The sequence below is a fragment of the Nocardioides daejeonensis genome, assembly GCF_003194585.1.
Taxonomy (GTDB): domain Bacteria; phylum Actinomycetota; class Actinomycetes; order Propionibacteriales; family Nocardioidaceae; genus Nocardioides; species Nocardioides daejeonensis.
This window is the reverse complement of record NZ_QHKZ01000004.1, coordinates 162,399-185,911: the sequence shown is the minus strand read 5'-3', so window position 1 is coordinate 185,911 and position 23,513 is coordinate 162,399. Positions and strand designations below refer to the sequence as shown.

20 protein-coding genes and 1 pseudogene are annotated in these 23,513 nt (G+C 68.8%); 6 read left to right on the top strand and 15 right to left on the bottom strand.

From position 1 onward, the window contains the following. Nucleotides 1-48: 48 nt before the first annotated feature. The 3 genes and pseudogenes from DNK54_RS21825 to dnaB form a co-directional block, all read right to left on the bottom strand. Nucleotides 49-261, bottom strand: a pseudogene (locus DNK54_RS21825) (hypothetical protein); the annotation flags it as partial. Nucleotides 262-320: 59 nt separating this feature from the next. Continuing rightward, nucleotides 321-1,016, bottom strand: coding sequence for a spermidine synthase (locus DNK54_RS12000; protein WP_110207218.1), 696 nt, complete (start codon nt 1,014-1,016; stop codon nt 321-323). 102 nt (nt 1,017-1,118) lie between these two features. Beyond that, nucleotides 1,119-3,509 (bottom strand): replicative DNA helicase, encoded by a 2,391-nt coding sequence (dnaB, locus tag DNK54_RS11995; RefSeq protein WP_239460091.1) that lies wholly within the window; start codon nt 3,507-3,509, stop codon nt 1,119-1,121. Nucleotides 3,510-4,120: 611 nt separating this feature from the next. Here dnaB and DNK54_RS11990 point away from each other — a divergent pair. From DNK54_RS11990 to DNK54_RS11980, 4 genes are read left to right on the top strand one after another with little or no spacing between them, the layout of a single operon-like run. Further along, nucleotides 4,121-4,996 (top strand): glycerophosphodiester phosphodiesterase, encoded by an 876-nt coding sequence (locus DNK54_RS11990; RefSeq protein WP_162602419.1) that lies wholly within the window; start codon nt 4,121-4,123, stop codon nt 4,994-4,996. A 41-nt stretch (nt 4,997-5,037) separates the two neighbouring features. Beyond that, complete coding sequence (locus DNK54_RS21490) at nt 5,038-5,814, top strand: DUF368 domain-containing protein (RefSeq protein ID WP_239460060.1); 777 nt, start codon at nt 5,038-5,040, stop codon at nt 5,812-5,814. Further along, the gene (locus tag DNK54_RS11985) at nt 5,811-7,124 is read left to right on the top strand and encodes an MATE family efflux transporter (RefSeq protein ID WP_239460059.1); all 1,314 of its coding nucleotides are present in this window, start codon (nt 5,811-5,813) and stop codon (nt 7,122-7,124) included. The genes DNK54_RS21490 and DNK54_RS11985 overlap by 4 nt, the downstream gene beginning before the upstream one ends. A gap of 27 nt (nt 7,125-7,151) precedes the next feature. Further along, nucleotides 7,152-7,733 carry a hypothetical protein gene (locus tag DNK54_RS11980; RefSeq protein ID WP_110207214.1) on the top strand — a complete coding sequence of 194 codons (582 nt, stop codon included), beginning with the start codon at nt 7,152-7,154 and terminating at the stop codon, nt 7,731-7,733. Nucleotides 7,734-7,838: 105 nt separating this feature from the next. Here DNK54_RS11980 and DNK54_RS11975 read toward each other — a convergent pair whose 3' ends face one another. The 4 genes from DNK54_RS11975 to DNK54_RS11960 all read right to left on the bottom strand — a co-directional run bounded on the left by DNK54_RS11975 (nt 7,839) and on the right by DNK54_RS11960 (nt 11,580). Next, a complete protein-coding gene (locus DNK54_RS11975; RefSeq protein ID WP_110207213.1) occupies nt 7,839-8,390 on the bottom strand; it encodes a lipoprotein LpqH in 552 nt (183 codons plus the stop codon). A 183-nt stretch (nt 8,391-8,573) separates the two neighbouring features. Then, nucleotides 8,574-9,743, bottom strand: coding sequence for an acyl-CoA dehydrogenase family protein (locus tag DNK54_RS11970; protein ID WP_110207212.1), 1,170 nt, complete (start codon nt 9,741-9,743; stop codon nt 8,574-8,576). A 10-nt stretch (nt 9,744-9,753) separates the two neighbouring features. Next, on the bottom strand, nt 9,754-10,872 hold the full coding sequence (locus DNK54_RS11965) for an alpha/beta hydrolase (RefSeq protein ID WP_110207211.1): 1,119 nt from the start codon (nt 10,870-10,872) through the stop codon (nt 9,754-9,756). Between the two features lie 96 nt (nt 10,873-10,968). Next, nucleotides 10,969-11,580 (bottom strand): TetR/AcrR family transcriptional regulator, encoded by a 612-nt coding sequence (locus DNK54_RS11960; protein WP_110207210.1) that lies wholly within the window; start codon nt 11,578-11,580, stop codon nt 10,969-10,971. 129 nt (nt 11,581-11,709) lie between these two features. Between DNK54_RS11960 and DNK54_RS11955 the strand changes: the two genes are divergently transcribed. Beyond that, nucleotides 11,710-12,270 carry a VOC family protein gene (locus tag DNK54_RS11955; protein WP_110207209.1) on the top strand — a complete coding sequence of 187 codons (561 nt, stop codon included), beginning with the start codon at nt 11,710-11,712 and terminating at the stop codon, nt 12,268-12,270. A 2-nt stretch (nt 12,271-12,272) separates the two neighbouring features. After that, nucleotides 12,273-13,694 (top strand): 3-isopropylmalate dehydratase large subunit, encoded by a 1,422-nt coding sequence (gene leuC, locus DNK54_RS11950; protein WP_110207208.1) that lies wholly within the window; start codon nt 12,273-12,275, stop codon nt 13,692-13,694. 7 nt (nt 13,695-13,701) lie between these two features. Here the strand turns inward: leuC and DNK54_RS11945 are convergent, their stop codons facing one another. From DNK54_RS11945 to DNK54_RS11910, 8 genes are all read right to left on the bottom strand, one after another. Continuing rightward, nucleotides 13,702-14,748, bottom strand: a complete 1,047-nt coding sequence (locus tag DNK54_RS11945) for an acyl-CoA dehydrogenase family protein (RefSeq protein ID WP_162602418.1) — start codon at nt 14,746-14,748, stop codon at nt 13,702-13,704. A 2-nt stretch (nt 14,749-14,750) separates the two neighbouring features. After that, nucleotides 14,751-15,893, bottom strand: coding sequence for an acyl-CoA dehydrogenase family protein (locus tag DNK54_RS11940; RefSeq protein ID WP_110207206.1), 1,143 nt, complete (start codon nt 15,891-15,893; stop codon nt 14,751-14,753). 7 nt (nt 15,894-15,900) lie between these two features. Continuing rightward, nucleotides 15,901-16,644 (bottom strand): enoyl-CoA hydratase/isomerase family protein, encoded by a 744-nt coding sequence (locus DNK54_RS11935; RefSeq protein ID WP_110207205.1) that lies wholly within the window; start codon nt 16,642-16,644, stop codon nt 15,901-15,903. Then, nucleotides 16,641-17,474, bottom strand: coding sequence for an ATP-binding cassette domain-containing protein (locus DNK54_RS11930; protein ID WP_110207204.1), 834 nt, complete (start codon nt 17,472-17,474; stop codon nt 16,641-16,643). The genes DNK54_RS11935 and DNK54_RS11930 overlap by 4 nt, the downstream gene beginning before the upstream one ends. Continuing rightward, nucleotides 17,474-19,363, bottom strand: coding sequence for a dipeptide/oligopeptide/nickel ABC transporter permease/ATP-binding protein (locus DNK54_RS11925; RefSeq protein ID WP_110207203.1), 1,890 nt, complete (start codon nt 19,361-19,363; stop codon nt 17,474-17,476). Before DNK54_RS11925 ends, DNK54_RS11930 begins: the two co-directional genes overlap by 1 nt. Then, nucleotides 19,363-20,304: an ABC transporter permease gene (locus tag DNK54_RS11920; protein ID WP_110207202.1), complete on the bottom strand. Its 942-nt coding sequence runs from the start codon at nt 20,302-20,304 to the stop codon at nt 19,363-19,365. The genes DNK54_RS11925 and DNK54_RS11920 overlap by 1 nt, the downstream gene beginning before the upstream one ends. A 39-nt stretch (nt 20,305-20,343) precedes the next feature. Beyond that, nucleotides 20,344-21,879 (bottom strand): ABC transporter substrate-binding protein, encoded by a 1,536-nt coding sequence (locus tag DNK54_RS11915; RefSeq protein ID WP_110207201.1) that lies wholly within the window; start codon nt 21,877-21,879, stop codon nt 20,344-20,346. Between the two features lie 100 nt (nt 21,880-21,979). Next, the gene (locus DNK54_RS11910) at nt 21,980-23,512 is read right to left on the bottom strand and encodes an acyl-CoA synthetase (RefSeq protein ID WP_110207200.1); all 1,533 of its coding nucleotides are present in this window, start codon (nt 23,510-23,512) and stop codon (nt 21,980-21,982) included. Nucleotide 23,513: the final 1 nt, after the last annotated feature.

Sequence of the window (23,513 nt, the reverse complement as noted above, 5' to 3'; positions counted from 1 at the left end):
GCGCCGGCGGCGGCGAACTTGCCACGGCACGCCCGTGCACCCGTACGGTCAACGTGAGCGCCGAAGCACGAGCGCGATCAGCTCCCGGCTGCAGCCAGCCGCGGCAGCAAGGGCGGAGTAGCTCCAACGCCCGGGATCCTCGGCACGGAGTTGGTGGAGCAGACGGTCTCGCTCGCTGCGGTACTGCGCTGCGACCAGCTTGGCGTCAATCCCCGACTTCCGCCGGTACTCCGCCAGTGCCTGGTGCGGGTGAATCTCACCGGCCCACGTCGTTGACCCTCACGCTCCCTCTCGGGGTCTCGACGGCGAGTCCCCCTTCCTCAGCGAACGCTGAACGCGTCGGCGACCTCAGCTCCTCGAAAGACGCGGTAGCCGGCCTCACCTGAATCGTCGAACGCTCCTGGGGGAACGGCTCCGCACACGATGACCATGTTGCCTTCGCGACGGCCCTTCATCGTCGCCGGCTCCACCACGATGAGGAGTCCGCCGAAGTTGCGAGCAGTCTCGACGAACGGTCGAACACGTGGGTACGGCGGGCAGTCGATCAGGTTCGTGACGAAGACCCCGCCTGGGGCCAGAACCCGGCGCACCTCCGCGACGAAGGCCGCCGAGGTCAACTCGGGAGGCACGACGCCATCCTCGAACGCGTCGAGAATGACCACGTCCTGGCTTGCGGTTCGCAACTCCTTGATGCCGACCTGGCCCGTCACCGGACGGATGTCGATGCGGATGCCGGGAGGCAGCGGCGCCTCCTCAAGCACGTGGTCGATCACGTCGATAGCCGGCTCGAGAACGACCTGGAGCGAGCGGGGGCGCATGTGGTCGACGTAGCGCGGGAGAGTCATCGCGGCCCCACCGATGTGCAAGACCCGCAAGGGCCCGGCTGGCATCGCATCGATCACGTCGCCGACGCGACGGGCGTAGTCGAAGATCAGGCGCGCAGGGTCAGCAAGGTCCACCGCGGATTGCTGCATGCCGTCGAGTTCGACGAGGAAGAGGCTGCTCACCAGGGCCATGCTCCCAGGTGATGGTGCCCGACATCGGTGGGGGTGCGGAGCCGTCGCTCGTCATCGGCCTGCGCCTCCCGATTGCGCAGACGCGCAGACAAGCCGCAGCCGTCAGTGCGCCATGTCTACGAACCGGCTGTAGTGCCCCTGGAAGGCGACGGTGATGTCGCGGGTGGGTCCGTTACGGTGCTTGGCCACGATCAGGTCCGCCTCGCCGGGGCGGGTGGACTCCTTCTCGTAGACGTCCTCGCGGTGCAGCAGGATCACCATGTCGGCGTCCTGCTCCAGCGAGCCGGACTCACGGAGGTCAGACATCGCCGGCTTCTTGTCGGCGCGCTGCTCGGGGCCACGGTTGAGCTGCGAGAGGGCAATGATCGGCACCTCGAGCTCCTTGGCGAGCAGCTTGATCTGACGGGAGAACTCCGAGACCTCGAGCTGACGGGACTCGACCTTCTTGCCGGACGTCATCAGCTGCATGTAGTCGATCACGATGAGCCGCAGGTCATGGTTCTGCTTGAGTCGACGTGCCTTGGAGCGGATCTCCATCATCGTCATGTTCGGACTGTCGTCGATGAACATCGGCGCCGACGACACCTCGCCCATCTTGCGTGCCAGCCGCGCCCAGTCGTCGTCGTTCATGTTGCCGTTGCGGATGTGGTTGAGCGGCACCTTCGCCTCAGCCGAGAGCAGACGCATCGTGATCTCGGACTTGTTCATCTCGAGGCTGAAGAAGACGCTCGACATGCCGTTGTGGATCGACGCAGCCCGGCACAGGTCCAGAGCCAGGGTCGAGTTGTGGGTGGGAATCATCGACCGGCCGGCAAGATACAGGTGCTGGTCGTTGTCGACCTGGACGCATCGCACCGGAACCGATGGGACCGGACGCACTTCCCTGATGTAGCGCCGCCCGATACGACGCGTGTCCGAGGGCCGCTCTTCCTTGTGTAGCAGGCGTTTGCGTTCCAGTCTGAAAACATCGTCGACCGTCGAGAAGTTGAGGATGAAAGCCGTCGATGACTCCGGGCTCCTCCCATGCACCTTCTTCTCGCGCCACCCGCAGCGGTAGCCCAGCGACACGATGAGCTCGAAGACGCCCTGAGCGAGCCTACGATTGGTTACCACGAACTGACATGAACCGACACCGCGCACAACGCCGCCGTCCGTGTCCATCAGTCCAGCGAGCAACTCTCGCCGCTGCTCCTCCGAGGCGCGAAGGTAGCGATCGGGCACATGTTTGTCGCCGAGCACACCCACCTGCCGGAGCAGGGCCGTGAAGGTTCCGTGGTCGTCACGACACCTCTGACACAGGTAGCGTCCCGTGCAACGGTCACCACAATCTGGGCAGGTGCCATCGGTCGCCGGCGTCGCTTCGGGAAGTCTGATGCTGAACAGCATGTCGCCCAGCGGCGTGACGTCGTAGCCGAGCGCCTCGATGAACATGGGGATCTCAGGAGTCTCAGAGGTGATCCGGCCGCCGGCACTGTGCCCGTCGCCCAGCCAGGCACCCAAGACGTAGGGCTCAATCGGCAGATCCGCCTCGGGCAACTCCAGCGGCGCTGCATTGAGGACGGCGTGATCAGCACGCGCCTCCTTGCCCACCCGCACGGACTTCGCAATCTCTTCGGTCGTGACCACGGACGCGAACGTGCGCTGGTTCTTCGTGCGGTTGTAGTTGTTTCGCGCAGCCCATTCCGACTTGCGCGCCGCACGTGACTCCGTCAGCCACTGGTGCTCGGCGTCTGCGACGATGCGTGAACCGTCGGAGAACGCCACCTCGAAACATGGCCGGTCGACCATGACGTCCGTGGCAGCGACCACGCGGGTCGGTCGACCTTGAGCGTCGAGCAGTTCGTCACCGACGACGATCTCCCCCATCGTGGTCCAACCGGTGGGGGTCGGCAGCGGGGTGTCGAGAGCGAGGGCCTTGCCCATGGCGGGACGCGCCGCGACGATGATCATCTGCCCGGCGTGCAGGCCGTTGGTCAGCTCATCGAGATCGGCGAAGCCGGTGGGCACGCCGTAGATGCCCTCCTCCCGGTTGCCGATCGCCTCGATCTCGTCGAGGACGCCCTCCATGATGTCGGCCAGCGGGGCATAGTCCTCGGCGGCCCGCTTGTCGGTGATCTTGTAGACCTCGGCCTGCGCCTCGTCGACCAGCAGGTCGACGTCGCCCTCGCCGGCGTACCCGATCTGCACGATCCGGGTGCCGGCGTTGACCATGCGTCGCAGGATCGCCTTCTCCCGGACGATCTCCGCGTAGTACTCCGCGTTGGAGGCGATCGGCACGTTCGCCGCCAGCATGTGCAGGTACGGCGCGCCGCCGACCCCCTGCAGCTCACCGCGCCGCTGCAGCTCGGCGGCGACGGTCACCGGGTCGGCGGGCTCACCACGGCCGTAGAGATCGATGATCGCGTCGTGGATGGTCTCGTGCGCCGGCCGATAGAAGTCGGCACCGCGCATCACCTCACTGACGTCGGCGATCGCGTCCTTGCTGAGCAGCATCGCGCCCAGCACGCTCTGCTCGGCCGCGTTGTCCGAGGGCGGGGTGCGGTCGCCTGGGTCGCGGGGAGCCTGGCCGGGCTCGTAGGCGGCCGGCCCGTCGCCCCACTCCTCGTACTCCGGAGGGAGGCTGTCGACGTGATCGTCCACGCTCACCGCAGCACTCCTTCCCCAACCGTCTCGTCCCACCCAGGTGTAGCGAACACCCCCGGCACAGGGGCTCCAGGGGATGCCGTCGCGCGACAGTACGACGCCGCGCAGCTCCGGTGGAAGCAGCCTGTCCACAGGCGCCTGTGGAAAACTTCGACGAGGACGTGGACGAACGGCGTGTTGCTGTGCACAGCCTGGGGAGCAGCCTGTGGATTCTGGGCTGCGTCGAACAAGAACTCGCCTCTGACCTGCAGTAATGCCTACTCACAGCTGTGGACAAGAAGTTGTTGAAAGAAATCTCGTTCACCTGATGGTCATGGAGCGTTCGGGAGTTTCTTTGTCGACAAAGCGCCGAACAGGTGTCCGGTTCCCACAGTTACACCCAGGTTGTGCACAGGCAGCGCCGGCGACATGCGTCGCAGGAGCACCATCACTCCCGCCAATCCCTCAGGAGTCCGGCCCCGGTGCCGATCCGCACGGGTCTCCCCCGTCTCGGCGAGGGATCCTCCCACCTCGTCGAACCCTCGGACCGCCTCGTGCCGCAGCTTCTTCTTTCCCTTCTGACAACCCTCCTCGCCCTCCAGCCCACCCTCCTTCCTGCAGGCGGCCATGCGGCCGAACCGCTGCGCGTGCGGCCCGCCGACTTCCGGGTGGTCGGTCACCGCGGTGACCCCGGGCCGGGCATCACCGAGAACACCATCGAGGCACTGCGCCGCGCTGACCGAGCCGGTGCCCACGGGTCGGAGTTCGACGTACGCCTGACCGCAGACCGGCGGATCGTTCTCATGCACGATCCGTCATTGCGGCGTACCACCACTTGCACCGTCCGCGTCGACCGCGCCCGCGCTCGCTGGCTGCGGAGGCACTGCCGCGGGCGTCATCGCGAGCGCGTGCCGAGCCTCGACGACGCACTCGCCTGGATGCACCGCAACCACCAGCAGGCGGTGATCGAGATCAAGGACGGGAGAGGATGGAGGGCCGATGACCTGAGCACGCTGGCGCACCGGATCCGGCGACACGGCATGCGTCGGCAGAGCACGGTGATCTCCTTCAGCCTCTCCGCCCTGCGCCGTCTCGAGCGCCAGGACCCGACCCTGCGCACCGGCTGGATCGGCACCCGCTGGTCCCATGCCCTCAGTGCCCGACGCGCCGGCCTCGACGTCATCCACGTACCCGCCCGCGTCCTCACCCGGTCGCGAGTCACCCGCCTGCATCGTGACGGCCTCACCGTCATCGGTCGGGTGACCAACGACCCGCGGCAGTGGCGGCGGTTGCGTCGTATCGGCGCCGACGGGCTGGTCACCGACCGTCCCGGCGACGTACGGCGGCACCTGCGCTGACCCCTCCGCACCCTGTCGGTCGGGTCTGGGACCATGAGCCCGTGACGATCAGCGCCCCCACCGCCGAGCCCCGTACGCCGGCACTCACGCAGCAGCCCCGCGGGCGACTGGTGCGCTGGGCGGGCTGGGCGCTGCTGGCCTGCTGGCTGTTCGTCGTCGTGCAGTGGTTCCTGGCACCCGCGCCGGCCCGGTGGGCTGACTTCGAGTCATCGGCAGCCAAGGTCGACTCGGTGCAGATCTTCGGCGGTCACGACCGAGACGCCTCCCTCCGAACCACCGGCGAGAGCTACGCAGCCATGGTCAGGATCGTCTGGCATCAGGGATGGCGCACCTACGAGACCGCGGTCGTCGAGACCACTGCGGTGAAGCGCACCGGCATTCATTACGTGGGCAGCGAGGAGTCCGGCCTGGCTCTCGTCGCACCGTTCGCGGCTGCCGACGCCGAGGTGAAGATGCGTGACGTCCGGGCCGAGGTCGAGGCCCGCGTGCCCCACGCCACCGTCACCAGAGCCGACCTGCCCGACACGTCCTCGACCGGCTACGGGCGCAGCCTCCCCTCGTGGGTGCTCTGGCTGGGACTGATCACGGGCCTCGGCAGCCTGGCCCACCTGATCCTGGCCCCGACCCCATGGCGGGCCACCCGCTGGGCCTGGTTCTGGCTGTCCAGCTTGCCGTTGGTGGGCGTACCGATCTACCTGCTCAGCTCCGGCGCCACGCTGCAGCGGCCACCCAGCCCCTGGGCACGGCCACTGACCGGTGGCATCGCGTTCATCCTCGCGATGATCCTCGGTGCCATGTTGACCACCGCCATCTCGTGAGGATCAACGCCACCGATCGGGAGATCCTGGCGCTCGCGGTCCCCGCGTTCCTCGCCCTGGTCTCCGAACCGCTCTTCCTGCTCGCCGACGCCTCGATCATCGGTCACCTCGGCACCACCGAGCTCGCCGCCCTGGGCGTCGCCGGCGCGGTGATCACGACGGCGATCGGACTGTGCATCTTCCTTGCCTACGGCACCACCGCCTCGGTCGCTCGACGCCTCGGGGCCGGAGACCTGCGGGGGGCCCTGACCCAGGGCATCGACGGCATCTGGTTGGCGGTGCTGATCGGCACGGTGGTCACTGCGGTCGGCGTCGCCGCGGCCACCGACCTGGTCGGGCTCTTCGGCGCTGACCGCGGCATCACCGAGGACGCCGCCTCCTACCTGCGGGTGGCGTTCGTCGGCACTGTGCCGCTCCTGGTCGTCCTCGCCGCGACCGGCGTGCTCCGGGGGCTCCAGGACACCCGCACGCCGCTGATCGCCGCCGCGGCCGGCAACCTGCTCAACATCGCGTTCAACCTGGCGCTCGTCCGTGGCATCGGCCCGGTGCCGGCGCTGGGTCTGGTCGGATCCGCCTGGGGCACGGTGCTCGCCCAGACTCTGATGGCCGTCGGCCTCACCGTCGTCGTGGTGCGGGGCGCCCGTCGTCACCAGGCCACGCTCCGGCCTGACCTGGCCGGCGTCGCCGCCGCCGGGCGGGCCGCCGTACCCCTGCTGATCCGTACCCTCACCCTGCGGGCCTCCCTCCTGGTGACGACGTACGCCGTCGTGCAGGCCGGCGACGACACCTCCCTGGCCGCACACAACCTGGCCTTCGCGATCTGGTCGTTCCTGGCATTCGTCCTCGACTCGCTGGCCATCGCCGCGCAGGCGTTGACCGGTCGGGCTCTCGGGGCGGGCGACCTGGACTCGACGCGACGGCTGACCCGTCGGATGGTCTGGTGGGGCGTGTGGTCCGGGGTGGTCACCGGCATCGGCCTGGCCCTGCTGAGCCCGGTCGCCGGCCACCTCTTCTCCAGCGACACCGCCGTGGTCGACCAGCTCGCACCGGTGCTGCTGGTCGCCGCCCTCGTCCAGCCGATCGCCGGCGTCGTCTTCGTGCTCGACGGCGTGCTGATCGGCGCCGGCGACGGCACCTACCTGGCCTGGGCAGGCGGCCTGGTCTTCCTGCTCTACGCCCCGTTCGCGCTCCTGGCGACCGGCTTGGTAGCGGTGTGGGCCGCCTTCTGCGTCGCGTTCATGGGTGGTCGCTGCGTCACCTTGGTGTGGCGCGCCCGTGGCGACGCTTGGACCCGCCTCGGCGCGACCTGAGGGCCGTCGACCACTAGCCTGACCTCCGTGAGCAGCGACGAGTCCGTGGTCAAGGAGGCACTGGCCAACCGCCGTCCGATGACTCCACTGCAACGGGTGGCGATGGGCCTGGTGCTCGTCGCCCTCGACACTCTGGGGCGGGTCGACACCCTGCCCGACCCGATCGGCTGGACCTTGGTGATCTGGGGCGTCGCGGCACTGCCGCTGCCAGAGCGCCGCGCCCTCGTCGCGTCGGCGGCGCTGGCGCTGGTCACGTCTGCGGTGCTCTGGGTGCCGCAGGCGAAGGACTGGGTGGCCGACACGGAGCTGGCGCTCAAGTGGGCGACTTCGCTTCCGGACCTGCTCTTCGTCGTGCTGCTCTCACGAGCCCTGATCGCCGCCGCCCGCGGGCAGAAGCCGGTGGACCGAAAGGTCGCCGGCCGATTCGGCCTCTCCCTCACCCTCGCGGTCATCGTCACCGCGATGGTGCCCGTCGGCTATGCCGCCGACTCCGACCAGATCGTCGGCTACGCCGAGCTCGGCTTCGTGCTGCTCTGGCTCTACCTCGTGTGGAACCTCTTCGCGGTCCACTCCCGCACCTGGCTCGGCGGGACGCCGACGACCGGGTGACCCGACACCCTGCCGTGACCGAGAGGCACCCTGACCACGAGAAGCACAGCGTCCCCGGCACCACACAGGGGTGGCACCGGGGACGCGTGTCCGAGCGGGTCGAGATCAGTCGCAGGTGACGACGATCTCGAAGTCCTTCTCGACGACCTCCGTCGGCTTGGCCGAGTCGGTGCCCTGCGCCGTACCGGTGATCGTGTAGGTGTTGCCGTCGACCGCGACGTCGGCCGAGCCCATGCCCGGAGCGACGGCAAGCGTGATGCCGTCGACCAGCAGACCGAAGGACTCCACCTTCGGGGTGGCCTCGTCGGTCATCACCAGGCCCAGACCCGAGCCGGCGTCCGCGCTGCCGACGTTGATCTTGCCGCCCATCTTGGCGCACTGGATGGTGGACGTGTCCAGACCGGACACCTCCTTGCCGTCGACCTTGACGGAGATATCGCCACCGCTGCTGACCTCGGGGTCCGAGCCGTCGTCGGTCGTCGCGGTCTCCTCGTCGGTGCCCTCGTCCTCGGCAGGTGCGTCGTCCGTGGGCGCCTCCGGCGTGGTCTGGCTGCTGTCGTCCTTCTTGTCGTCCTTGGTGTCATCGCCACAGGCGGTGAGTCCACCGGCGAGGGCCAGTACTGCAACGCCCGAGACCAGGATCTTGGTGATCCGCATGAGTTCTTCCCTTCGTCGAGACAGGCTCGCTCCGAGCCCTGTGGCGGCAAGGGCTCCTGCCCCGACCTCCCGCACCCACCTTGTCCGGCCGGGGAGCCCCACAAACCAAGGCGAGCAAGGAAGCACATCGGCCAGCGACGTGGCCTTCGTCACGCGAGCGGCGCGGGCGCCGCGGGCGCGAGGTCAGAGCACGTCGCGAGCGATCAGGTGCTTCATGATCTCGGTGGTCCCGCCGTAGATCGTCGTCACCCGGGTGTCGAGATAGGCGCGGGCGATCGGGTACTCGAGCATGTAGCCGTAGCCGCCGAAGAGCTGCAGGCACCGGTCCACGGTCCGCTTGTGCATCTCGGTGGCCCACCACTTCGCCTTCGCCGCATCCACCGGCGTCAGCGCGCCCGCGTCGTGCCGCGCCACTGCCCGGTCGACGTAGGCCTGGGTCACCTCGAGCTCGGTGACCATCTCCGCGACCGCGAACTGGGTGTTCTGGAAGTCGGCGATCCGCTGGCCGAACGCCTCCCGGGTGCGCACGTGGTCGAGGGTCCAGTCGAGTGCCGCTCGCGCGCCGGCGCAGGCCGTCACGGCGATGCTGAGTCGCTCCACGGGCAGGTTGGCCATCAGGTAGTGCAAGCCGCGGCCGACCTCGCCCAGAACATTGCCGGCCGGCACCTCGACGTCGGTGAAGTTCAGCTCCGCGGTGTCCTGGCCCCGCAGGCCGACCTTCTCCAGCTTGCGACCGCGGGTGAAACCGGCCATCCCCTCCTCGACGACGAGCAGGCTGAAGGCGCGCGAGCCGGCGGCGGGATCCGGATCGGTGCGCGCCACCACGACCACGAGGCCGCTGTAGATCCCGTTGGTGATGAAGGTCTTGGCACCGTTGAGCACCCAGCCGTCGCCGGTCGGCCGGGCGGTCGTGCGGATACCGCGCAGGTCGGAGCCCGCGCCGGGCTCGGTCATCGCGATCGCGCCGATGAGCTCCCCCGAGCACATCGGCGGCATCCACCGCGCTGACTGCTCCGGCGTGGCGAGCGCCGCCAGATAGGGCAGCACGATGTCCGCATGGCACGAGGTGCCGGCGTTGAACGAGGAGGCTCCCGCCCGCGCCAGCTCCTCGATCGCCGCGACCCGGAACGCGAAGTCGCGCAACGCTCCGCCGCCGCCGTACTCCGACGGGGCGTTGACCCCGAGCAGGCCCTGATCACCAGCGCGCAGCCAGAGCTCGCGCGGGATCATGCCGTCGTCGTCCCACTGTGTGGCGTCGACGAGCTGACGATCGGCGAAGGCACGCACGGCGCCTCGATAGGCCTGGTGGTCGTCGTTGAAGAGCTCCCGCCGCTCCCACAGGTCGTAGGTCATCGCGCCTCCCTCAGGCCGCGCCGAAGCGCTCGGTCACCCATGCCGTCACCAGGTCGGCGAGCTCGTCGCGCGCGCCGTCGGTGAGGAAGTAGTGGTCGGCGTCCAGCTCGTGTGCCTGCTTGTCGCTCGCACCGATCAGGTCGTGGATAGCGGCAGCGTCGCTGGGAAAGACGCCGGTGTCGGCGTTGCCGTTGACGACGAGCGCCGGCACCGTGATCTTCGGCAGGTGGGCGTGGGCTCGGGTCTGCGAGTCCTCAAGGCTCCACAGCGACAGCCAGGTGCGCAGGGTGCAGGCCGAGGCGATCCCGAAGACCGACTTGTTGGCCCGCTCGGGCACCCCGCCGTAGCACATGTTGGGCTCACGCCTGGTCGGCTCCAACGTGGGGTCGACCATCCGCGGGTCGGCCCAGGTGCGCGCCACCGAGAAGGGCCGGTCGTGGTAGCCGGCGGCCGTCAGCCGAGCGAGCTCCTCCTTGACCCACGCGGTGATCCGGTGGTTGCGCGTGGTCTGCGCGGCGCGGTAGCGAGCCACGAACTCCTCGGAGTACGCCGGCCCGTTGGCCGGGTTGAAGAGGTCCAGGCTGGCGTCGGTCGCGACGGGGTCGGACTCGTCGACCACGGACCCGTCCATCCATGCCGTGAGCACGTCCGGACGACCGAGGTGCGCGGCGGTCGAGATGTAGGCATCACCGGCGACTAGCTCGTCGGCGCCCCGGGCGAGCCGCATCCCCTCCAGGGGCCGCACGACCGGCTCCACTGCCTGCGACTGGTACGCCGCCATCAGGGAGCCGCCTCCGGAGTTGCCCAGCAGCACGACGGTCTCCGCGCCCGCCACCTCCTTGAGCCAGCGAACGCCCACCCCGATGTCGGAGAGCGCGTGGTCGAGCAGGAAGTGCGCCTCGTCGCCGCGGAAGCGCGTGTTCCAACCGAGGAAGCCGAAACCGCGCTCCGCCAGGAACTCCGCCATGTAGTGCTCGGAGAAGTCGATCTGGTAGTGGGTCGCGATGAAGGCGATCCGGGGGTTCCTGCCGGCGGGCCGGTGGTAGACGCCCTGGCAGGGATGTCCACCGGCGCCTGCCCGCGGAAGGTTGAGCGAGGGAAGCCCCACGAAGGTGCGCTCGACGGCCATGACCACTCCGATCTATCGAATCTGATGTCAGATTCATAACAGAGCAGAGGGGTCGGCGTCCAGCGCGCCCGGCGAGCCGATCGCCCGGCGCCCGCCCTAGGGCTTCCAGTAGATGGACCGAAACCAGACGACCGCCAAGGTGTCGATGCACGCCTCGTCGTCGACCGTGGCAGCGCGGCCGTTGGCCAGCTTCTCGTAGCAGAACTGATTGAGCATGGCGACGATCGCCTCGGCCGCCAGGCGCGGGTTCTCACCCGGGCAATAGCCGCGCGCCTGCGCGCGCTCGACCGAGCGGGCGATTCCGGCGATCGGCTCCTCGCACAGGTCGTCCCAGACCTTCGCGAAGTCGTCGTTGATCATGGCCAGCTGATAGACACCGACCATCTCGGCGAGTCGCTCCCGGTAGGTCTCCCAGTGAGCGCGCGCGGCGATCTGGACCCGCGGCCAGGGCTCGGCCGGCGCCGACTCCTCCGCAACCAGGACCCGGTCGCGGGCCTCGCTCTGGAACTGGCGCGCCCAGTGCTCCAGCAGCGCTTCCTTGGAGTCGTAGTAGTTGTAGAACGACGCCGGCGACTTGCCTGCCTCTTTGACGATGTCAGCCACCGTCATCTTCAAGAAGCCCTTCTCAGCGATCACCTTCCGCGCTGCCGCGTCGATCGCCTCCAAGGTCTGGCGTCCGCGCTTGGTCGGCCTCGTGCTCTCGGTCATGCCTTGTTCCCCCTCTGCTCGCAACCTCAGACCAGAAGTGAATCTGAAGCCACTGTCGAAATCCAGTCGTACCCCTGGTTCATTTTATGAATCTGATGTTAGTCTCAGGTTTGACAGAAAGGACCCACGATGACCAACACCGAGTTCGAGCTTCGCGGCTTCAACCACGTCGCCCTCGTCAGCTCCGACATGCAGCGCACCATCGACTTCTACTCCGGCATCCTCGGCATGCCGTTGCTGAAGTCGCTGGACCTGCCCGACAACCTGGGCCAGCACTTCTTCTTCGACGCCGGCAACGGCAACTCGTTGGCGTTCTTCTGGTTCACCGAGGCCGCCGACGGCGTGCCCGGCATCTCCGCACCCGAGGAGAAGCCCGGCTTCGGCGAGTGGATCAGCGCGGTCAGCTCCCTCAACCACGTCGCCTTCGACGTACCAGCGGAGAAGTTCGCCGAGTACCGCGCCAAGCTGAAGGCTGCCGGCGTCCAGGTCGGCCCGATCGTCAACCACGACAACAGCCCGACGCAGGTCGCCTTGGAGATGAACGACGACGTCTACGTCCGCTCCTTCTACTTCCAGGACCCCGACGGGATCCTGCTCGAGTTCGCCACCTGGATGCGCGAGTTCGGCCCCGATGACGTCGGCACCAAGCCGCGCACGGAGGCCGACCGCCGCAAGCCGGTGCACGCCTGAGGATGCAGCGCCCCAGCGGGCCCGCCGCACCGAGGACCCTCTTCGCGAAGGTCTGGGACGAGCACGTCGTCGTCCCCGGTGACGGCGGGCCCGATCTGCTCTACATCGACGTGCACCTGCTGCACGAGATGACCTCGCCGCAGGCCTTCGAGGGTCTGCGGACGGCCGGACGGAAGGTACGCCGCCCCGACCTCACCATGGCGACCGAGGACCACAACGTCCCCACCTTCGCCCACGACGAGCCGATCAGCGATCCGCTCAGCCGCCAGCAGGTCGAGCTGGTCCGCCGCAACTGCGCGGAGTTCGGCGTCCCTCACCACCCGATGGGCAGCAGCGGCAACGGCATCGTCCATGTCATCGGCCCGGAGCAGGGGCTCAGCCAACCAGGCGTCACGCTCGTCTGCGGCGACTCGCACACCTCCACCCACGGCGCCTTCGGTGCCCTCGCCTTCGGCATCGGCACCTCCGAGGTCGAGCACGTGATGGCCACCCAGACCCTGTGGTTGCAGCGGCCGGAGCCGATGGCGGTGGAGATCGTCGGCACCCTCCCCGACGGCGTCACGGCCAAGGACGTCGGGCTGCACGTCATCGCCACCGTCGGCACCAACGGTGGCGCGGGCCACGTCATCGAGTACCGCGGCACGGCGGTGGAGGCGATGATGATGGAGCAGCGGATGACGCTGTGCAACCTCACCATCGAGTGCGGCGCCCGGGCAGGCATGGTCGCACCCGACGCGACCACCTTCGCGCACCTGGCCGGACGGCCGCACGCACCCTCCGGCGACCTCTGGGAGCAGGCCCTCGCCCACTGGCGGACCCTGCGTACCGACGAAGGCGCCACCTTCGCGCGCACCGTACGCATCGACGCGGCCGACATCTCGCCCCGCGTCACCTGGGGCACCGATCCCTCCCAGTCCGCGCCCCTGGACGGGCACGTCCCCGAGCCCCACCAGCAGGACGATCCGAGCGTCCGGGCCCGCATCGAGCAGGCCCTTGCCTACATGGACCTCGCCCCCGGTACGCCGATGCGCGAGATCGCGATCGACACCGTCTTCATCGGCTCCTGCACCAACGGCCGGTTCGAGGACCTGGCGGCTGCTGCCGACGTGCTGCGCGGGCGCCGGGTTGCCGACGGCGTCCACGCCCTGGTGGTTCCCGGCTCACGTCTGGTCGCCGACCAGGCCGAGGCGGCCGGGCTGGCCGACGTCTTCCGCGCAGCCGGGTTCAGCTGGCGCAGCGCGGGCTGTTCGATGTGCACGGCGATGAACCCCGACGCACTCGGCCCGGGCAACCGCTCCGCCTCCACCACGAACCGCAACTTCGAGGGACGGCAAGGCCCCGGCGCGCGCACCCACCTGGTCTCCCCCGCCGTGGCGGCCGCGACCGCCGTCGCGGGTCGCCTCTGCGCACCGGCCGATCTCTGAGCAGCTCTCATGCGCTGGCCATCAGGCGCTGCCCGAGCCGGCAGCGGGTCGCCGAGCTCCGACCGGCCAGCGCCGTACTCGCGTAGGCCCGCCGGTAGTACAGATGCGAGTCGAACTCCCAGGTGAACCCGAGCCCACCGTGCATGTGCAACGAGGAGCTGGCGGCCCGGACGTAGGCGTCGCTGGCGAACAAGAAGGCGCGCTCGGCAGCCGGAAGGTAGGCCGGCGTATTGACCGCCGCGGCTGCGGCCCGGGCTACCGCGGTGCTCGTGACCGTGTCGACTGCGAGGTCCGCGGCACGATGCTTCAGCGCTTGGAAGGAGCCGAGCGGAACACCGAACTGGTGCCGGTCCCGGAGGTGCTGCACGGCCATGTCCTTGACCCGACGCAGACCGCCTGCGCACTCGTGGGTGAGGTAGGTGAGCAGGTCGGCTCGGCACCGATCCTGCTGTTCCAGGCTCAGCGTGCCGAGTTCGATGAGCGAAGCCTCCTGGAAGTCGATGGCGCTCGTGGGCCGGGTCAGATCGATCGACGCCACCGGCTCTCGGGTGACTCCGGCCGGGTCGTGAACGCCGTACACGCGGCCGTCGTCGACAAGCAGGATCCAGTCACTATCCGTGCCGTGCAGGACAGCGGACGACGAGCCGCTGAGCCTGCCCTCGTGCCGACGCCACCCCTGGACCGGCTCGGCCGACGTCGCGGTGAGGCGTCCTTCGAGAAGCTCGCCCAGCACTTCACTGCCGGCATCGGTCCGTTCAGCTCGCAGCAACGGCAGCGTGCCCAGGACAACGGTCGACAAATAGGGCAGCGCCGCGAGACGGGCACCGAGCAACTCAGCCACCACCCAGATCGGGTCGAGATCCAAGGGACCCTCCGCGCCTTCGGCGGCATGCATCCCGGTGATGCCGAACCCAGAGGCCAACTCAGCCCACAGGGTCCTGTCGTATCCGTGGGCACTGGCGGCGTCGGCCCTGATCGCACTGGTCGGCATCGCCGCGTCGAGGACGTCCGAAAGCGCCGCTCGGATATCTCGAAGGTCGTCTCGACTACTCAACTTCATCCCTTCGGAAGGCCGAGATGGCGTTCGGCAATGACATTCTTCTGGATCTCATTGGCGCCGCCGGCGATAGCGACGCCAGGCTTGCCCAGAATGAACTCGGACCATTGCGCGTCGATGCTGGCTCCGCGCTCGAGGAGCACCTCTGCGTCGCCGATCTCCAGCACCGCCGAGGTGACTACTTCCAGCAGGTCGGTAACCATCAGTTTGGTCACCGACGCAGCGGCACCCGCCAGCTGCGGGTCCGCGGCGCCGTGCTCGACAACTGCGCGATGCGCGAAGTCGGCGACCGCTGCGTCAGCAAGACACCCCCACACCAGGGGGTCTTCGGATCGGCCACGCCGGAGAGCCATCGCGGCAAGCTTCTCGACAAGCTGCGGTGGCACCGCCTCGAACTCACCGCCGAGCGCGGCCCGCTCGCCGCTGAGGCTGGTCATCGCGACCCGCCATCCAGTCCCCTCCTCCCCGATGAGGTTCTCCTCCGGCACGAACACGTCGTTGAGGAAGACTTCGTTGAAGGCCGCTCCACCCGTCATCTGGCGCAACGGGCGGACGTCGACTCCCGGGGCATCCATGTGCATGACGAACATCGACAGACCTGCGTGCCTGCTCGACGCCGAGTCGGTCCGCACCAGCAACTCGGCCACGTCGGCGAAGTGAGCGTTGGAGGTCCAGACCTTCTGGCCCGAGACCGACCAGCCCCCGGGCACCCGAACTGCCTTCGCACGTACGCCGGCAAGGTCCGATCCGGCCTCCGGCTCGGAGAAGAGCTGGCAAGCCAAGATCTCACCGCGCAGGATCGGCGTCAGGTACCGCCGTTGCAGTGCGGCCGTCCCGTGCTCCCGCAGCGCCGGCCCCAGGATGTGCAGACCGATCAACAGCGGGCGCAGGTCGGGAAGCCGGTAGTTCGCAGCGACGCTGCGAACAACGGCGGCGTCTGCTGCTCCCAACTCGGCGTACCCCGCGTCGTACCACTCTCGCTGCCAGGCCCGAGCGGCCTCGACCACAGCGCCCTCGTCAGCGCCGGACTCCTCGATCAGAGCTACGCCGGTGTGCTGAGCATCCTGCGCAGTGTGCAGCGGCGCCCTCGCGGCGAGCCATGCATCAACGGAGGCAGCGTCGATGTCTTGCATGCGCACCATCGCTTGATCAGGCGCTGCGCTTGGCGAGGAACGCCGCAACCCGCTCGCGGTGGTCCGGGCCAGCGGCCAGCTCGTGGAGGGTCTTCTCCTCGCGAGCCAACGCCGTGCGGACGGCGTCTCGCCGGGCCTCGACCATCAGACGCTTGGTCGCCCGCAAAGCGGAGGCGGGGTGCGGAGCCATCTTCTCGGTGAGCGCCAGCGCCGCCGCGAGCGCTTCGCCGTCGGCGACGCGGGCGGTCGCCAGACCGGACTCCAACGCCTCGGCGGAGGAGAGCCAACCGCCGGTGAGGAAGAGATGGGCCGCGCGCGAGTACCCGATCCGCTGCGGCAGGAGGTGACTCATGCCTGCGTCCATCGCCAGGCCGATGCCGACGAAGGGCGCGCCCAGGCGTGCCGACTCCGCCATCACCACGAGATCGCTGTGGGCCACGAGGCCCAGGCCGAAGCCGGCGGCCACGCCGTTGACGGCGCTGATCAGGGGAAGCGGGTAGTCGATCAGCAACTCCATGACCTGGGCCGGCAGGTTCCCGTCGCCCTCGGCAACCATCGACTCCATCTCGGAGAGATCCTGGCCGGAGGTGAAGGCGCGTCCGTTCCCGGTGACGACCACGGCCTTGACCTGCGGTTCCTCCGCGGCCTCCTGCAGGGCGTCACGGAAGCGCTGCCAGAGGTCGCGGTTGAAGGCGTTGAGGTGGTCGGGACGGTCGAAGGTGAGCAGCCGGATCTGATCGCCGGAGACCACGAGGCTCATGAGAGAGCTTCCTTTCGCTTCCGCTGCCGGCCGGCATGCGGGTCGGGGTTGGGCACCGAGGCCAGGAGTTCTCGGGTGTAGGCGTGCTTGGGGGCGTCGTAGACCTGGTCGGCGTCGCCCTGCTCCACCATCACGCCGCGGCACAGCACGCCGATGCGGTCACTGATGTGGCGCACCACGTCAAGGTCGTGGGCGATGAAGAGGTAGGCCATGCCCAGCTGGTCCTGCAGGTCCTGCAGCAGGTTGATGATCTGGGCCTGGGTGGAGACGTCGAGTGCGCTGACCGCCTCGTCGCAGACCACGAGGCGGGGGCGCGGGGCGATCGCCCGGGCGATCGCGACGCGCTGGCGCTGGCCGCCGGAGATCTGGTGGGGGTAACGGTCACCCAGAGTCGGGTCGAGACCCACCATCTCCAGCAGCTCCGAAGCCCGGTGACTGCGCTCTCGAGCCGACATCGAGGTCAGCCAGCGCAACGGCTCGGCGATCGCGTCGAGGAGCTTCATGGTCGGGTTCAACGACGCCAGCGGGTCCTGGAAGACCGCCTGCACCCCGGCGTGGAACGCCTTGTCACCGCGCGAGGTGCCCTGCTCGGCGATCGGCCGACCCTCGAAGCGCGCCTCGCCGCTGGTAGCGCCCAACAGACCGAGCACAACCCGGCCGGTGGTGCTCTTGCCCGAGCCGGATTCGCCCACCAGACCGAAGGTCTCCCCCGGCTGGATGTCGAAGCTGACTCCGTCGACCGCGCGCATCTCGCGGTGCCTGAGGCCCAGGGCGCCGACCCGGCGCCTGAAGGTCACGCTGAGGTCGTCGACCTCGAGGAGCGCCGTCATCACACCGCCTCCATCTTGATCTGGTCTGTGAGCAGGCAGCGGCTGGCGGACGGGCCGCCCAGCGCCAGCAGAGGGATCTCTCCCTGACGGCACGAGTCCTGAGCGAAGGAGCATCGGGGCGCGAAGGTGCAACCGGCACCGATGTCCACCAGGTTGGGCACCCGCCCCGGCAACGTAGGCAGTCGGTCGCCGACCGCGCCTCGTGGCGTGGAGCGGAGCAGTGCGGCGGTGTAGGGGTGCCGGGGCCTGGTGAAGATGCCCACGACGTCGCCGGCCTCGACGACCTGGCCGGCGTACATGACGTACGCGCGGTCGCAGGTCTCGGCGACGATGCCCATGTCGTGCGTGATCAGCAGAACTCCGAGGTCGAACTCGTCGACCAGTTCCTGGAGGAGGTCGAGCACCTGCTTCTGCGTGGTGACGTCGAGCGCGGTGGTGGGCTCGTCGGCGATCAGGAGCTCTGGCTCGCAGGCCAGCGCCATGGCGATCACCGCCCGCTGAGCCATGCCGCCGGAGAACTGGTGGGGGAAGTCCTTGGCCCGCGCCTCGGGATCGGGCACACCGACCCGGTCGAGCAACTCGACGGCGCGGGAGAGCGCCTCCTTGCGGCTGGCCTTGGTGTGGATGCGCAGCGTCTCGGCGATCTGCGCGCCGACCGTCATCGCCGGGTTCAGCGCCGACAGCGGCTCCTGGAACACCATGCCGATCCGTTTGCCGCGGATCGAGCGCATCTGCTTGTCGCTCAGGCTCGCCAGGTCGACCTGCTGGTGCAGCACCTGGCCGCCGGTCACGGAGACGCCAGGCGCCAGCAGACCCATGATCGACAGGGCCGTCAGGCTCTTGCCCGATCCGCTCTCACCGACGACACCGACGATCTCGCCACGACGCACGTCGATGTTGACGCCGCGGACCGCGGGTAGCGGTCCACCCGGGGCGGCGACCGAGATGACCAGGTCGCGGATCCGCAGTTCCGCGCCGTCCACGGCGGCGAGCCCGGCCGTGGACGTGACCGGCACGGTCGCCTGCGCTGCAGCAGCGCGGCGCCGCGGCTTGCGTGGCGACTTCGCGTTGCCCTTGCCGAGAGAGTCGCGCAGTCCGTCGGCGACGAAGTTGAGCGCCAGCACGGTGACGGTCAGGGCGATCGCCGGGGGGAACGGCAGGAACGGTTGGTTGAACTGCTCGGCACGAGCCTCGGCCAACATGCTGCCCCAGGTGGCGTTGGGGATCTGGACGCCGACACCGAGGAAGCTGAGCATCGCCTCGATCAGCAGGGCGGCACTGAAGTAGAGCGCCGACTGCACGATCACCGGGCCCAACATGTTGGGCAGGATCGTGCGGCCCATGACGTAGAACCGCGGAGCGCCACCGAGCCGTGCCGCGTCGACGTACAACTCCTCGCGCAAGGAGAGCACGATGCCGCGCACGAGTCGGATCATCCGGACCGCGAAGAGCAGGCCCACGGCCAGCATGGCGTTGGTGAGACCGGGCCCGAGCACCGCGATGATCGCGAAGGCGATGATGAGGGCAGGCACCGCCATCAGGGCGTCGACGATGCGCATCCCGATCCGGTCCCACCAGCCACCGAAGTAGCCGACGATCAGGCCGAGCGGTACGCCGATGACCAGGGCCAGACCCACGGCCTCGCCGCCGGCCATCAGGGCGGTGCGGGAGGCGAAGAGCAACCGGCTCAGGACGTCGCGGCCGTGCTGGTCGGTGCCCAGCAGGTGTCCGGCGCCGGGGCCGAGGAGCAGGTCGCTGCTGGTGGTGTCCGGGTCCGCAGGGGCCAGCCAGGGCGCGGCCAGGGCCGCGACCAGCACCAACAACAGCAGGATCAGGCCGCCGAGGGCGAAGGGATCACGTACGAAGCGATGCCGCCAGGATTCGTTCATCACGCACGCACCTTCGGGTCGAAGAATCCATAGGCCAGGTCGATCACCAAGTTGATCGCGAGCACCGCGATCGCGGTGACCACGACGATCGCCAGCACCACTGGGAAGTCGTGCCCCAGGACTGCTGGGACCAGCAGGTCGCTCAACCCCGGCATCGCGAAGACCCGCTCGACCACCAACGAGCCACCGAGCATGGTCGCCGCCTGGAAGCCGATCACAGTGGAGACCGGCACCATCGCGTTGCGGAAGGCATGCCGGAAGAGCACCCGCAGCGGCGAGGCGCCCTTGGCGCGAGCGGTCCGGATGTAGTCCTTGCGCAGCACGTCGATCAGGGCACCGCGCATCTGGCGGCCGATCGAGCCGGCACCGGCCAGGCCCAGCGCGATGGAGGGCAGGATCAGGCACTGGAACCAGCCCACCGGGTCGGTGGCCAAGGGGATGTAGCCGGACGCGGGAAAGAGTCCGGCCTCCACGCCCAGGTAGTAGGAGAGCAGCATCGCCGCCCAGAAGGCAGGGACGGCGAGGGCCACCGAGGAGAGGAAGGTGAGCAGCCGGTCGGCCCAACCGCCGGGCCGGGCGGCGGCGACGAGACCGACGCCCAGACCCAGCAGGACGGCCACCAGGATGCCGCCGCCGGCGATGCTCAAGGTCACCGGAAGCGCTACGGAGACCGAGTCGGCCACCGCACGCTTGTCGATGTAGGAGCTGCCGAAGTCACCCTGCGCCGCGCTCACCAGCCAGTCGGCGTACTGCACCAGGAACGGCCGGTCCAGGCCGAGCTCCTTGTCCAGTGCCGCGACCCGATCGGGCGTGGCACCGTCACCGAGGATCGACTCGGAGACACTGCCCGCACCCAGGTGCATCGCTCCGAAGACGATGAACGAGACGAGCACCAGGAGGGGGACCGCGGACGCGAGGCGTCCGATGGCAATGCGTCGCATGAGTTGTCCTTCCTCACCTCGGGGTGGTGAACCCCGCGATCACTTCTTGGGTTCGAGGCCTACGACGTAGGGCGTGATCGGCACACCCGTCCAGGCCGGGACGTCGCCCACCTGGTCGGGGTCGTAGGCGATCGCGCTGCGCAGTTCCACGATGGGGATGATCAGCGCCTCTTGGTTGACCGCCCGGAAGAGGTCCTCGAAGGCGATCGTCATCTTGTCCACGTCGGGGAAGCCCGCGAGAGCGGCCTCCTCGGCAGCGGCGATCTCCGGCTTGGCGACCTTGAACGGGTTGTAGACCGCGCCCGGCAGGATGTGCTTGTTGTAGATGGTCTGGGCGCTGCGGTCGGGGATGTAGGTGTAGGTCGCCGGGAACTCGGCGGCCGCGATCTTGGCGGTCATCTCCGCGCCGGAGGCGACGGTCTCGACCTTCATCTCCACGCCGACCTTGGCCAGCATGCCCTGGAGGGCGGTGGCCCCCTTGGCGAAGAACACCGGGTCGCTCGGCACCGAGAAGGTGAGGTTCTCAGCCCCAGCCTCCTTGAGCAGGCGCTTGGCCTCGTCCGGGTTGTAGGCGTAGGGCTCGGCGTCGTCGATGTGGCCGGGCACGCCCTCGGGCAACAGCTGGTCGACCGGCTCGGCCAGGCCGCCGAAGACCGTCTTGGCGAAGGTCTCCCGGTCGATCGCCATCGCCAGGGCACGGCGTACCTGCGGGTCCGCGAAGGCGGAGACCTTGGTGCCGTCGGAGTCGAGGATCTCGAAGGTGGCGATGTTGGTCGGGGAGGTGTTGACCTTGAGACCGGAGGATTCGGCCTGAGCAACCTGCGTCGCCGCGATGTCGGCGGCATCGATCTGACCGCTCATCAAGGCGTTGAGGCGGGCCGTGGGGTCGGAGATGATCCGGAACTCGACATCGGCGAAGCGGTCAGCGTCCTTGTTCCAGTAGGACTCGTTCTGGACGAACTTCCATGCACTCTTGGGGTTGGAGTTGGCGGCGTCCACCTGGTAGGGACCGGTGCCGGCCGGGACGCCCTTCGCCACGTCGTCGGCACTGACCCCGGGACTGATCATCAGGCCCGGAATGCGGGCGAGCTGGTCGAGCAGGTCCGGCGCCGGGGAGGCGAGCTTGAGAGAGACGTGCGCGGCGTCGACGATCTCCACGGAGGCGATGGGCGCGAGTGCGGCGCCGGTCACGCCGGCCACCTTCTTGCCGGCCTCGATGTTGGCCTTGACGGCCTCTGCGTCGAACGCCGTGCCGTCCTGGAAGGTGATGCCTTCGCGGAGGGTGAGGTCGACGGCGTCAGCGCTGACCTTCCACTCGGTGGCCAGGCCCGGCTGGAGCGCCCCGCTGGCGTCGGTGGTGAGCAGGCCCTCGTAGACAAGGGTGAACCAACCCATGGCGAAGGCCCGGGTCTCGGGACGCGGGTCCCAGCTCAGGACGGGGCCGGAGACCCCGTAGGTGAAGGTGTCGTCGGCCTGCGATGCGCCGCCACCACTGCTGGTGCCGCCGCATGCGGTGACGGTCAACATCATGCCGCTGATGACTGCTGCCGAGGCCAAGCGCCAGTTGCTCTTCATCGGGTTTCCCTTTCTCACCGGAACGAACGTCCCTGAAACTAAACCTGAGGTTAGAGTCAGATTCGTTCCGTGACAACCCTCACAGGCAAAATGGTCCGGACTATTTTCCGGCGGCCGCCAGGTACGCGTCGCGTAGCGGGCGCTTCATCAGCTTCCCGGTCGGCGTACGGGGCAGTTCGGCGACGAACTCGACCCGCCGCGGAGCCTTGTAGTGGGCGATCCGTTCGCGCACGAAGTCGATGAGGACGCGGTCCAGACCAGGAGTCGGGTCCACACCCTTCACCAACTCGACCACGGCGACGACCTGCTCGCCCAGCTCGTCACAGGGCAGGCCGAAGACGGCCGCGTCATGCACCTGCGGGTGCTCCAGCAGGACGTTCTCGGTCTCCTGCGGGTAGATGTTCACCCCGCCGGACACCACCATGAAGGTCGCCCGATCGGAGAGGTAGAGGAAGCCGTCGGCGTCCAGATGACCGATGTCGCCCAAGGTCGACCAGGTCGGGTGCTGGGGGTGCAGCACACTGGCGGTCTTCTCCGGGTCGTTGTGATAGCGGAACGGGAGGTTGGGCGTCTCGAAGTAGACAACCCCCTTCTCCCCGACCGGCACCTCGGCGCCGTCCTCAGCGCAGATGTGCACGATCCCGAGTACCGGGCTACCCACCGTGCCCGGATGCGCCAACCACTGCTCGGAGTCACAGAAGGTGAGCCCATTGCCCTCGGTACCGCCGTAGTACTCATAGACCACCGGGCCCCACCACTGGATCATCTGGTGCTTGAGATGCGGTGGGCACGGTGCGGCCGTGTGCGAGGCGACCTCGAGCGAGCCGGTGTCGTAGCGGCCCCGGACCTCCTCGGGGAGCCGGAGCAGCCGGTGGAAGTGGGTAGGCACCCACTGGCTGTGGGTCACCCGGTGCCGTTCAATGAGGGCCAGCGACTGCTCGGCGTCGAAGCGCTCCATACACACCAGCGTGCCACCGGCCAGGTGCGTCGCCGTCGAGAAGATGATCGGCGCGGCGTGGTAGAGCGGAGCGGGCACCAGCGTCACCGACCGATCGCTGATGTCCAGGAGCCGCACCACGAACGGGATCACCGGGTCTCGCACATCCCGGCCCGAGAGGGGGCGTCGTACGCCCTTGGGCTGCCCGGTGGTCCCCGAGCTGTAGAGCATGAACTCGCCGCGCGGCTCCTCGGCCAACCGGGTGGCCGGCTGGTCGGCGACCGCCGCCGCATAGTCGGCGAACGCCGGGTGCGCTCCGCCCATGATGAGCCGGGACGAGCAGGTGTCGACCTCACGCAGGGCACTGGCGCCGAGCTCGGCGAGTTCCGCGGTCACCACGATGGCCTTCGCGCCGGAGTCGCGAATCACGTGCTCGATCTCCCGGGCCGAGAAGTGCCAGTTCAGCGGCGTCAGCTGCAGTCCGCTGCGCAACGCCGCCCAGAGCACCTCGAAGAAGCCGATCTGGTTCTCGGAGAGCACCGCAACGTGGTCGTCGGGACGCAGCCCGATGGAGTACCAGTACTGGGCGAGCCGCGCCGAGCGCTGGTCCAGCTCGGCGTAGGTGAGGCGATCGCCGTTGCCCATGACGACCGCAAGCCGGTCGGGGGTGGCCTCGGCGTGGGTACCTGGAAACATC